Annotated in this window: 11 protein-coding genes; 5 read left to right on the top strand and 6 right to left on the bottom strand. The window is 60.4% G+C overall.

Annotation, left to right across the window (positions count from 1 at the left end):
* Positions 1–777 (top strand): ISL3 family transposase (locus HDG32_RS19585; protein WP_184069938.1); only part of this gene is annotated, 777 nt, incomplete at its 5' end.
* A gap of 154 nt (positions 778–931) precedes the next feature.
* On the opposite strand, the gene HDG32_RS37265 is transcribed toward HDG32_RS19585, so the two are convergent.
* The 5 genes from HDG32_RS37265 to dnaA all read right to left on the bottom strand — a co-directional run bounded on the left by HDG32_RS37265 (position 932) and on the right by dnaA (position 7,918).
* Positions 932–1,072 (bottom strand): hypothetical protein, encoded by a 141-nt coding sequence (locus HDG32_RS37265; RefSeq protein ID WP_409340044.1) that lies wholly within the window; start codon positions 1,070–1,072, stop codon positions 932–934.
* Positions 1,073–1,179: 107 nt separating this feature from the next.
* Positions 1,180–1,701 (bottom strand): hypothetical protein, encoded by a 522-nt coding sequence (locus HDG32_RS37260; RefSeq protein WP_409340043.1) that lies wholly within the window; start codon positions 1,699–1,701, stop codon positions 1,180–1,182.
* A 396-nt stretch (positions 1,702–2,097) separates the two neighbouring features.
* Positions 2,098–4,569: a DNA topoisomerase (ATP-hydrolyzing) subunit B gene (gene gyrB / locus HDG32_RS19575; protein ID WP_184069936.1), complete on the bottom strand. Its 2,472-nt coding sequence runs from the start codon at positions 4,567–4,569 to the stop codon at positions 2,098–2,100.
* A gap of 114 nt (positions 4,570–4,683) precedes the next feature.
* Positions 4,684–5,787, bottom strand: coding sequence for a DNA polymerase III subunit beta (dnaN, locus tag HDG32_RS19570; protein WP_090802283.1), 1,104 nt, complete (start codon positions 5,785–5,787; stop codon positions 4,684–4,686).
* 532 nt (positions 5,788–6,319) lie between these two features.
* Positions 6,320–7,918 (bottom strand): chromosomal replication initiator protein DnaA, encoded by a 1,599-nt coding sequence (gene dnaA / locus HDG32_RS19565; RefSeq protein ID WP_221307799.1) that lies wholly within the window; start codon positions 7,916–7,918, stop codon positions 6,320–6,322.
* A 383-nt stretch (positions 7,919–8,301) separates the two neighbouring features.
* On the opposite strand from dnaA, the gene rpmH reads away from it, so the two are divergent.
* The 4 genes from rpmH (at position 8,302) to yidC (ending at position 10,967) form a co-directional block, all read left to right on the top strand.
* On the top strand, positions 8,302–8,436 hold the full coding sequence (gene rpmH, locus HDG32_RS19560) for a 50S ribosomal protein L34 (protein WP_004198824.1): 135 nt from the start codon (positions 8,302–8,304) through the stop codon (positions 8,434–8,436).
* 19 nt (positions 8,437–8,455) lie between these two features.
* Entirely contained in the window at positions 8,456–8,935 is a 480-nt protein-coding gene (locus HDG32_RS19555; protein ID WP_409340042.1) for a ribonuclease P protein component, read from the top strand.
* A 112-nt stretch (positions 8,936–9,047) separates the two neighbouring features.
* Positions 9,048–9,278: a membrane protein insertion efficiency factor YidD gene (yidD, locus tag HDG32_RS19550; RefSeq protein ID WP_167050029.1), complete on the top strand. Its 231-nt coding sequence runs from the start codon at positions 9,048–9,050 to the stop codon at positions 9,276–9,278.
* 30 nt (positions 9,279–9,308) lie between these two features.
* Entirely contained in the window at positions 9,309–10,967 is a 1,659-nt protein-coding gene (gene yidC, locus HDG32_RS19545) for a membrane protein insertase YidC (protein ID WP_184069930.1), read from the top strand.
* Positions 10,968–11,104: 137 nt separating this feature from the next.
* Here yidC and HDG32_RS19540 read toward each other — a convergent pair whose 3' ends face one another.
* Positions 11,105–11,512 (bottom strand): XRE family transcriptional regulator, encoded by a 408-nt coding sequence (locus HDG32_RS19540; protein WP_184069928.1) that lies wholly within the window; start codon positions 11,510–11,512, stop codon positions 11,105–11,107.
* Between the last annotated feature and the right edge of the window lie 212 nt (positions 11,513–11,724).

Genomic DNA, 11,724 nt, shown 5'->3' with positions numbered 1-11,724 from the left:
GACGTGAGCACGGTAGCTATTGACGAAACCTCGTACCGGCGCGGCCACGAGTATCTGACGCTGGTCGCCGACATGCAGGCGCGACGGGTCGTGTTCGTCACGCCCGGGCGTGAAGCGAAGACGATTGAAGGCTTCGCGGCATATCTGAGCCAACACCACGGCACGCCCGAGCAGGTCACCTCGGTGAGCATCGACATGTCGCCCGCCTTCATCAAAGGCGTGGGCGAACATCTGCCCAATGCGCGGCTGACGTTCGACAAGTTTCACGTCGTCGCCCACGCGTCCAAGGCGCTTGATACGGTGCGCCGCCAACAACAGAAAGCCGACCCACAACTTAAAGGGATGCGCTGGACGCTGCTCAAGGACGCCAACAAACTGAATCTGGCGCAATTGACCGACCTCGAGGCGCTGGTCAGGCAGTACGCCACCAAGCGCACCGCCCGCGCATGGCTGTATCGCGAGCAACTGCGCGAGATTCTCGAGCGCAAGCAAATCCATGTCGTCTCCGAGATGTTGCGGCAGTGGTGCACCAACGTCATGCGCTCGAAAGTCGAGCCGATGAAGGACGTCGCGCGTCTGATTCGTCGGCACTTCGACGGCATCGTCGCCTGGACTCAGACGCGCCAGACCAACGGCTTCATCGAAGCAATCAACGGCTTGTTTCAAGCGGCCAAGCGAAAGGCTCGCGGCTACACGCGCTTCGCGACGATGCGCACGGTCCTCTTTCTCGTTGCTGGCAAGCTCGATTTCTCCGGCTTCAACCCGCATGCCTCGTGAGCCCCGTTACCCACTGCATTTTCAAAAGAGCCAAATTACTCTGGTGGTGGCGCAAACGACATCGTGGGTCGCGATCACCAATATTCAAAACGCCACGCCAAGACGGCAGTGTACGAAGAAGTCCGAATCTTGAGGGTCCCCGAAAACGGCGGTGCTAATCTAGCTTCTTCGCAAGATCCTCGGCTCTCGGATGGTAGTAGCGCATAAGCATCTTCGTGTCGCGGTGGCCTGTAACCTTCGCCAGCTCATGGAGTGGAAATTCTTCAGCAAGGCGTGACGTTGCCTCGTGTCGCAAGTCGTGAAAGCATAGCAGATGCGGACGCTGCCTTTACATATGCGAGTTCATCGGTTGAGGTGCCTCTCTGGGCATCGCGTTCGATGCTCGAAATTCGTCGGGTGCGCTCATTCTTGATCGTAGGTTTGCGCACCAGTTCGACCGGGTTGGATATGCTCTCCAAGCCCCGTTCCTTGCGCGCGACTGTGAAAAAATGCGACTGCAAGCCGGCGGACAACCGTCGCCGGGCTATGAGTGACACACCATTCGTCGCGCAGCTTCGCAATGTCAGGCCGCCGGATCGCTGCAAGTGGTCGGTTTGCGAGCCACGAGTCGCGCAGTTGGCGAATGATCGATTTTTCCTCCGTTGCGCCTCGTTTGTGCGATGCAATCTCGCGCTCGTAGCGATCCAGCGCTTCGGTGAAGGTTGTGCTTTCAGCTTCCGCGCTGCTAACGAAGCGTCCCCGGCCCATCTCGCGTGCGATGGACCTCGCCCACTTCTCAGCATCTGCCTTGGTGTCGAAGGTCTTCGACTCTTGGGGGTAGCCTTTTCTGCGAATTTTGGCTTGCCACTGAAGATCGCCGCGTTTGGTAAAGGTCAGAAGCTCGATCCTCCTCCCAACGAGATTCTTGAGCGGTAAGCCGCGCAATACCGAGGCCTCCTCAACGTCTAAAACCCTTGGCGCCCCGCGGGGCGCAGTGGCGCAGCGTCGTGGCTAAGTCTACGGAACCAAGGGTAGCAGTCCGAGACACGTGCGCACCTGATGCTCCTCCGCGAGGTTGACCGAAACCTCCTCCGTAACGATGGCCCTGCACCCAAACGCGAAAAGGGTTACAGGCTGTTCACCTGTAACCCTTCGAGTTCCTCAATCGAGGCAATTTGAGCGAACCGCAGCCGGACCGCAGCTCTCAAAACATGCGACGTGGACCTAACGTTGAGTGCTGTCTGATGATAAGCGCGAAAATCCAATTATTTCCGTGCATTCGAGTCCAGCTAACCCGGCGCTAGTCCAATGATTTCCGTTTCCCTGCACTACAACACACCCTCAAACGTCGATATTCCCCGCCCTCAACGCATTCGACTCAATAAAAGCCCTGCGCGGCTCCACATCATCCCCCATGAGCGTAGTAAAGATGCCATCAGCAGCAATAGCATCCTCAATCTGCACCCGAAGAAGACGCCGCACCGCAGGATCCATAGTCGTCTCCCAAAGCTGCTCCGGATTCATCTCCCCGAGGCCTTTATAGCGCTGCTTGGACATGTTCCTCTCAGCATCAGCCAGCAGCCACTTCATCGCACTCTTAAAGTCGGTGACAGCCATACTCCGCTCCCCACGCTTGATCACAGCGCCAGAGCCAATCAACCCCTTGAACGTATTAGCGGTCGTCACAAGCTGCTGATAATCCGCAGTCAACTGAAACTCTTCATCGATCACAGAAATCTTCTGATTCCCATGATGCGTCCGCGCGACGCGCAGCGAGCGCAGCTCCCGCACAGGGTCATACATCGTGGTCACGGTCACCTCAGGCTTCAACGCATCATCCCGCAGCTTCGCTTCGAGCGCGCGCGCCGAAGCCTCGGCCGCCTGCTCACTGGACAGATCGATAGCAACCCCATCCATCACGGCCTCGAGCGCACCCGCGTCATACAGCCGGCTCAACCGATCAACCACGGCCTGCGCCAACAGATAAGCCCGAGCCAACTCACCCAACGCATCCCCGGTAATCGGAGTCGCACCTTCAGAAGCCACCAACTCCGACCCCTGCAACGCGAGCCGAAGAATATGAGCGTTGACTTCCGACTCATCCTTCAGATACCGCTCATCCTTCCCCGCCTTGATCTTGTAAAGCGGCGGCTGCGCGATATAGATATACCCTCGCTCGATCATCTCCGGCATCTGCCGATAGAAGAACGTCAACAACAGCGTCCGAATGTGCGCGCCATCGACGTCAGCATCGGTCATGATGATGATGCGGTGATAGCGCAGCTTGTCGAGATTGTAGTCTTCCTTACCGATCCCGCACCCAAGCGCGGTAATCAGCGTAACGATCTGCTCGGAAGAAAGCAGCTTGTCGTAGCGCGCCTTCTCGACGTTCAGCACCTTGCCGCGCAGCGGCAAGATAGCCTGAAACTTCCGATCACGCCCCTGCTTCGCCGACCCACCCGCCGAGTCACCCTCGACGATATAAATCTCCGACTTCGCCGGATCCTTCTCCTGGCAATCGGCGAGCTTGCCGGGCAAACCGACGCCATCGAGCACGCCCTTACGACGCGTCATCTCACGCGCCTTGCGCGCCGCGTCGCGCGCACGCGCCGCATCGACGATCTTGCCGCAGATGATCTTCGCGTCGGCCGGCGTCTCGAGCAGGAATTCCTCGAGCGCCTTTGCGACCACTTCTTCCACCGGCGCGCGCACTTCCGACGACACCAGCTTGTCCTTCGTCTGCGAGCTGAACTTCGGCTCCGGCACCTTCACCGACAGCACGCACGACAGCCCTTCACGCATGTCGTCGCCCGAGGTCTCGACCTTTGCCTTCTTCGCGACTTCGTGATCGGCGATGTACTTGTTCAGCACGCGCGTCATCGCCGCACGCAGACCGGTAAGGTGCGTGCCGCCATCGCGCTGCGGAATGTTGTTCGTGAAGCACAGCACGTTTTCGTTGTAGCTGTCGTTCCACTGCATCGCCACTTCGACGCCCACACTATCCTTCTCGCCCATGATGTGGAAGATGTTCGGGTGCAGCACGGACTTGTTCTTGTTGATGTACTCGACAAAACCCTTCACGCCGCCGACGAACGCGAAATCCTCTTCCTTACCCGAGCGCTGATCCACCAATCGAATCCGCACGCCGTTATTGAGGAACGAAAGCTCACGAATCCGCTTCGCGAGAATGTCGTAGTGGTATTCAACATTGCCGAAAATCTTTTCATCGGCCATGAAATGCACTTCGGTGCCGCGGTTTTCGGTGTCGCCGATCACCTGTATCGGCGACGTGGTCACGCCGTCGATCTCTTCGAGCACGCGGTTCTGCGGCACACCACGGTGGAATTCCATGAAGTGCTTCTTGCCGTCGCGGCGCACGGTGAGGCGCAACCACGCCGACAGCGCGTTCACGCACGACACGCCCACGCCGTGCAGGCCGCCCGACACCTTGTAGCTGTTCTGGTCGAACTTGCCGCCGGCGTGCAGCTCGGTCATCACGATTTCGGCGGCGCTGCGCTTCGGATCGTGCTTGTCGTCCATCTTGAGGCCGGTCGGCACGCCGCGGCCGTTGTCGGTGATCGACACGGAGTTGTCTGCGTGGATGATCACCTGGATGTCGTTGCAATGGCCGGCGAGCGCTTCGTCGATCGAGTTGTCGAGCACTTCGAACACGAGGTGGTGCAAACCGGTGCCATCCGATGTATCCCCGATGTACATCCCAGGCCGCTTGCGCACGGCTTCCAGACCTTCGAGGATCTGGATGGACGAGGCGCCGTAGCTGTTATCGGGCTGCGTATTGTTCGTTTCAGTCATGGATTTTTTCCGGTTCTGCGTTACTGCAAGGTTGCTGCTCTGGACTTTTCAAAACGCCATAAAAACGCCAAAGGGGCGCTGCGCCCCTTGGTGTTCTTCTTGATGTTGGACGCGTCAGATGCGCATCGGCATCACCACGTACTTGAATTCGTCGTTCTCGGGAATCGTGATCAACGCGCTGGAGCTGGCATCACCCAGGCTCACCTGCAGCATGTCGACCTTCAAATTCGCGAGCACGTCGAGCAGATACGTGACGTTGAACCCGATATCGACGCTGTCGCCGTCGTATGCGATTTCCAGTTCTTCCTGCGCCTCTTCCTGATCGGCGTTGGTCGACATGATCTTCAACTGGCCCGGCTCGACGATGCAGCGCACGCCCTTGAACTTATCCGACGTCAGAATCGCCGCGCGTTGCAGCGAACGCTGCAGTTCTTCGCGGCCAATCTGGAATTTGTTCTTGTGCGACTTCGGAATCACGCGCTGGAAGTCGGGGAACTTGCCTTCCACGAGCTTCGACACGAGTTCAACCTGACCGAACGTGAACTTGACCTGCGTCTGCGCGATGTCAATCTTCAGCGTGTCGTCGATGTCTTCGAGCAGGCGCTGCAGTTCGAGAATCGTCTTGCGCGGAATGATCACTTCGTGGCGCGCGAAGGAGCCCTCGATCTTCATCGACGAGAACGCGAGGCGGTGACCGTCGGTCGCGACCGCCATCAGCTGATCGCCGTCCACCACCAGCAGCATGCCGTTCAGGTAGTAGCGGATGTCCTGCTGGGCCATCGAGAAATGGACCATGCCGAGCAGCTGGCGGAACGTCTTTTGAGGAACCACCAGGCTCGCGCCGTAGTCCTTGGCCTGAGCGACGGTCGGGAATTCGTCCGCGGCGAGCGTCTGCAGCGCAAAGCGGCTCTTGCCGGATTGCACGGTCAGACGCTTGTCGTTCAGCGTCAGCGTGACCTGGCCGTCAGGCATCGCGCGCAGAATGTCGAGGAGCTTGCGCGCCGCCACCGTGGTCGCGACCGAATCGCCGCCCACGCCGAAATCGGCGCGCGTGGTGATCTGCAACTCCAGGTCGGTCGACAGGAACGATACGTCAGGACCGTTCTTGGTGATCAGCAAATTGGCGAGGATCGGCAACGTATGGCGGCGTTCGACGATGCCGCTCACGGTTTGCAGCGGCCTGAGGAGGTTGTCGCGTTCGGTCTTGACCAGTTGCATAGGGTTCCTTCGTTGATATAACGGCCTGCACGCCTTACGGGACAAGCTTTTCAGCGCGCAGCCACGGCTCCCCGTCGGCGCCCTGAAAAGCGCCCGACACGGCGTGAAATCCGCCCGTCGCCGCCGGGCGGTTAAACCTGTATTGTGCCTGAAAACGGGACCGCCTCACTAAAATGGGGGCGAGTTCGGGAATAAACAGGTCGATTTTGTAGGGCGTGGTCCGGGCTGCCGCCGACTTGTCGCGCCGCTGCGCGGCGCTACCGGTTCGCAGGCTCGTTGTTCCGCCACTCCTGGCCGGTTGCGCCGCAAATTCGTCACGGGTTTGCCGCGCTTTTTACGTCGCTTCTGCCCGCTTACCGTCGCGTTCCTTGTCATTTCCCGTTCGGACCCGACAGCGCCGCCGGGTTGCGGGTCACCTGCCCGTTTCTCGATTTACAGCGTTTTCGCGGCCTCATTCAAACCACTGCGTAGCCGCTTCCAGCGTTTCCTGCCGCCGACGTCCGTTTCACGGTCGCGTGCGGCGAGCCCCCGTTTAGCCCTTCAGCGTCTGCTCCAGCACGTGCAGTTCGTGATTCAGCTGCGCGTCCTTGCTGCGCTCGTCGGCGATCTTGCGCACCGCGTGCAGCACCGTCGTGTGGTCGCGCCCGCCGAACAGCTCGCCGATTTCCGGCAGACTCTTCTGCGTCAATTCCTTCGCCAGGTACATCGCGATCTGCCGCGGCCGCGCGATGTTCGCCGGACGCTTCTTCGAATACATGTCCGCGACCTTGATGCTGTAGAAGTCGGCGACCGTTTTCTGGATGTTTTCCACCGAAATCTGCCGGTTCTGCACCGTCAGCAGGTCTTTCAGCGCTTCCTTGGTCAGTTCGATCGTGATTTCGCGGCCGTGGAACTTCGAATACGCGAGGATCTTGCGCAGCGCGCCCTCGAGCTCGCGCACGTTCGAGCGGAGATGCTTCGCGACGAAGAACGCGACGTCCTCATTCAGGCTCACGAACTCCGATTGCGCCTTGCGCATCAGAATCGCGACGCGCATTTCGAGTTCGGGCGGCTCGATCGCCACCGTCAGGCCGGAGTCGAAGCGCGAGATCAGGCGATCGTCGATACCCGAGATTTCCTTCGGATACGTATCGCTCGTGATGATCACTTGCGCCTTGTTGGCGACCAGCGCCTCAAAAGCGTAGAAGAATTCCTCCTGCGTGCGCGACTTGCCCGAGAAGAACTGAATATCGTCGATCAGCAGCAGGTCGAGCGAGTGGTAGTAGCGCTTGAAGTCGTCGAACGCCTTGCGCTGGTACGCCTTCACGACATCGGACACGTACTGTTCCGCGTGGATGTAGCGAATCCGCGCGCCGGGTTTGTCCATCAGCAACTGATTTCCGATAGCATGGATCAGGTGTGTCTTGCCGAGGCCCACGCCACCGTACAGGAACAGCGGGTTATACGAAATGCCGGGGTTGTCGGCGACCTGGATCGCCGCGGCGCGCGCGAGCTGATTCGCCTTACCGGTCACGAAGTTGTCGAAGGTCAGCACGGGGTTCAGCTTCGAGCGCTCGTACATCGAGTCGCTCTCGCTGGATGCCGTCGCGCCCACGCCTTGGCCTGGGCGCCACGTGCGGCGTCCGGCGGCGGCTTCGTTCGCGTCCAGGCTCGGCAGATCGAGATCTGCAACGTCTTCGGCGGCGCTGCGCGAATTCGCGTTTTGCGCTGCGAGCGCCGCAGCCGCGGCTGCGGGATTCGCGCGCGCGGCATGCGCGGCGTGCACGGCGCCGACAGCCGCATCGACGGCCGCGACGCCACCGGCACTACCGCCCTGCGGCGCGGCTGAAGCCGGGCGTGCCGACGACGGAGCCGGCGCCGCGGCCGTTGGGCTACGCATGCCGGCCTTCGGATCCAATACGAATTGCACGTCCACCGGCGCATGCCAGAAATCGCGGGCCATATCCGCGATGCGGCCGGAGAACTGGCTCTTGACCCAGTCGAGCTTGAAGCGGTTCGGCGCGGCAATGCTCAACGTGTTCGCATCGGCGTCGAAGGCGACCGGGGCCAAGGGTTTGATCCACGTCACGTACTGCTGGGGCGTAAGCTCACGCTCCAGCAATGCGGAACAGTGTTGCCAGAATTCGTTCATCAAGTTGCTATCGTTATGGTGTGCACGGCGGTCGCCGCTGCCCCTGTCGCGCACGCGCAACAAGGCTCTGAGCAGCCAGGCGTAACGGCCCCAGGCGCCTGTGCCACAAGGGTCTGCGGGACAAGCGTGCCGGAGCGGCGTGCAACATTTTTGGGAAGTAAGGCGAGATTCTAACGCCAAAACGAACCCGAAAGTGAGTTATCCACAGGGACCGATCGCTTGGTCCGGCAACCCCCGGCTACGCCAGACGACGGCTAAACTATTGACGGCCAACGGAAAACCAGTTTAAATAGCGGGTTCCGCGAAAACCAATTTCAGTAAACCACCGGCCATTGCGCTTTCAGCGATGATCGCGCGGTTTTTTTCGATCAAGTGAGAGCAACATGAAACGTACTTACCAACCTTCCGTTACCCGTCGCAAGCGCACCCATGGCTTCCGCGTTCGCATGAAGACCGCTGGCGGCCGCAAGGTCATCAACGCACGTCGCGCGAAGGGCCGCAAGCGCCTCGCGATCTAAGGCAAGCGGATTGCGCGCTGTGACCGAAACCCGCGGCGAAGCGGGAGCGGCCGGGGCGCAGCAACCGGGCTCGGTTCCGTTGCGAGCGCAAGCCGCCTTCCCCAAAGCCGCAAGGCTGCTAAAAACGGATGAATTTTCATCCGTTTTTCGTTTGCGGCCGTGGCGCCGTACCGCACACTTCGTCGTGTACGGCCGGCCCACCGGCAACGAGGCGCGTCTTGGCCTCGTGATCGGTAAGAAGTATGCGCCGCGCGCGGCTACGCGGAATCTGGTGCGCCGGATCGCGCGCGAAGCCTTCCGGCTGCGTCGCACGGAATTCGGCGGTTGGGATGTGCTGCTGCGTCTACACGCGCGTTTCGACAAAAAAGCTTTGCCGAGCGCGTCGTCGTCGCCGTTGAAGGCGCTGTGCCGCAGCGAAATCGAGGCGCTGCTCGACAAGGCAGCGCGCGAAATTACCCGTCGTCAGGCGCCGCCCGCGGAGGCGCCCAGGACGGAATGACGCAGTGACCGCCCGCACCACGGTCGCCGCAACGGGCGTTACGCCGGCAGCTTCAGAGCGCGGGCGTCGTCCTGTACTTCACGTTGCGCGGCGCCGCACGGCCGCACCTGCCATGCAAACGGTACTCTTCGCTTTATTGCGCTTTTACAAGCTTGCCGTGAGCCCCATGCTCGGCAACCGGTGCCGTTTTTACCCTTCCTGCTCTGATTACGCGCGCGAGGCAATCCAGTATCATGGCGCCGCGCGCGGGACTTATCTCGCCGTGAGGCGTGTTTGCCGCTGCCACCCGTTTTCCGCGGGCGGCATCGATCTCGTCCCGCCACCCACTTCTGAAAAGCGCTGACGCGCCGTTCCATCGACACTGAGACAACGCATGGATATCAAACGCACCGTCCTATGGGTCATCTTTTTCATGTCAGCTGTCATGCTGTTCGACAACTGGCAACGCGACCACGGACGCCCGTCGATGTTCTTCCCGAGCACGACGCCGACCCAGACCGCCGGCAGCGCCGCGCCGGGCACCACGACACCGGGCACCCAGCCGGCCAATCTGCCGACAACTAACGCGGCCGCGCCGGGCAACGCGCCAGCGGCCGAGCAATCGCAGCTCGTGAAGTTCGGCACCGACGTCTATAGCGGCGAAATCGACACCCGCGGTGCCACATTGTCGCGCCTGTCGCTCGTCAAGCAGGGCGACGGCAAGCAGCCGGATCTCGTGATCACGCTGTTCGACAAGACGAACAATCACACGTATCTGGCGCGCACCGGCCTGCTCGGCGGTGACTTCCCGAATCACAACGACATCTTTACGCTGATGCCGAATCAGCCGACCCACCTGGCCGACGGCCAGAACTCGTTCCAGATGAGCTTCGAGTCGCCGGAAAAGGGCGGCCTCCGGGTCATCAAGACGTATACGTTCACGCGCGGCAGCTACGTGATCGGCGTCGAGACGAAGGTCCAGAACGTCGGCACCACGCCGGTGACGCCGCAGATCTATATGGAACTCGTGCGCGACGACCAGCCGGTCGAAACGCCGCGCTTCTCGCACACGTTCATCGGACCGGCTGTCTACACGAACGAGCATCACTTCCAGAAGATGACGTTCAGCGATCTCGACAAGAACAAGGAAAACTTCGCGACGTCGGCCAACGACGGCTGGGTCGCGATGGTCCAGCACTACTTCGCGTCGGCCTGGATTCCGCAGGAAGGCGTGAAGCGCGAGTTCTACGCCGAGAAGATCGATCCGTCGCTGTATCGCGTCGGCATGAAGGAGGCGATGCCGACCATTCAACCGGGCCAGACCGTCAGCGTGTCCGCGCGTCTGTTCGCCGGTCCGGAAGAAGAAAAGATGCTCGCAGGTATCGCGCCGGGTCTCGATCTGGTGAAGGACTACGGCTGGGTCACGATCATCGCGAAGCCGCTGTTCTGGCTGCTGTCGAAGATCCACAGCTATGTCGGCAACTGGGGCTGGTCGATCGTGCTGCTCACGGTGCTGATCAAGGCGGTGTTCTTCCCGCTGTCGGCCGCGAGCTACAAGTCGATGGCGCGCATGAAGGCGATCACGCCGCGCATGCAGGCGCTGCGCGAGCGTTTCAAAGGCGATCCGCAGAAGATGAACGCGGCGCTGATGGAGCTGTACAAGACCGAGAAGGTCAATCCGTTCGGCGGCTGTCTGCCGGTCGTGATCCAGATCCCGGTGTTCATCTCGCTGTACTGGGTGTTGCTGTCGTCGGTGGAAATGCGCGGCGCGCCGTGGATTCTATGGATCCAGGATCTGTCGCAGCAGGACCCGTACTTCATCCTGCCGATCCTGATGGCCGTGTCGATGTTCCTGCAGACCCGCTTGAACCCGACGCCGCCGGACCCAGTTCAGGCGAAGATGATGATGTTCATGCCGATCGCGTTCTCGGTGATGTTCTTCTTCTTCCCCGCAGGTCTCGTGTTGTACTACGTCGTGAACAACGTGCTGTCGATCGCGCAGCAGTACTACATCACGCGGATGATGGGCAGTTCGAAGGCGAAGCCGGCCTGATGTTCCGTCCGGCGGCGGCCCGCAGGGCCGCCGTGACGCAAGCTCAAAACGAAAAGCCGCCCGGTGCGAACCGGGCGGCTTTTTTTATGGTGCGGTTGTAGGAAATGCGGCGGGCGGCTGCGCTTGAGTTTCGTCGTTCACTCTTCGTCGGAATCTTCGCCGTAAAAACGCACGATCATTTCCTCGACCAGATTCCGGTCCTTCGGGGTCAACGATGCGATCTTCGAAGCGAGTTCGATCGTTTCGGGTGTCGGCGGATATTTTTCGCCACGTGCCATCGGTCGTGCGCTGGCGCCGGGCGGTGGTCCGTAATGGAGCCGGTGCTCCTTGACGTTCAACCATTCGGCGAGCGTGCGCAACTTGTCCGGCTTCGGGATCGTCGTGCCCGTCAGCCATTTGTGTGCGGTCTGGGGCGTCACGGGCCGCTCGCCGTAATAGCGAAGATTGAATTGCTCGGCGAGTTTGGTCCCGCCGCGGATTTTCAGCGGCTCCAGCAGATCCTTCAGCCTCTTGGCGAAGGCGGCTTTTTCTTTGTCGGTCGGCATGGGCCAGATTGTGCAATTCGGAGTTCAGCCAGTTGACAACCGATCAAGCTTTGTTTTCTCTTATTTGAGATAGTTTTAGCTTGCAGCGCGCGCCCCATAACGCATTGCGCGAATTTGATTTTTTTCATCTCTCGACTGCCAGGCTTGGCTTTACCTGAACTGCAGTTCCTGCCGAGTCTCAATAATTCCCAAGTAGCGCGGTAATAATCCTA

This window comes from Paraburkholderia sp. CI2 (assembly GCF_014201055.1).
Taxonomy (GTDB): Bacteria; Pseudomonadota; Gammaproteobacteria; order Burkholderiales; family Burkholderiaceae; genus Paraburkholderia; species Paraburkholderia tuberum.
This window is presented reverse-complemented; position numbering and strand designations above follow the sequence as displayed.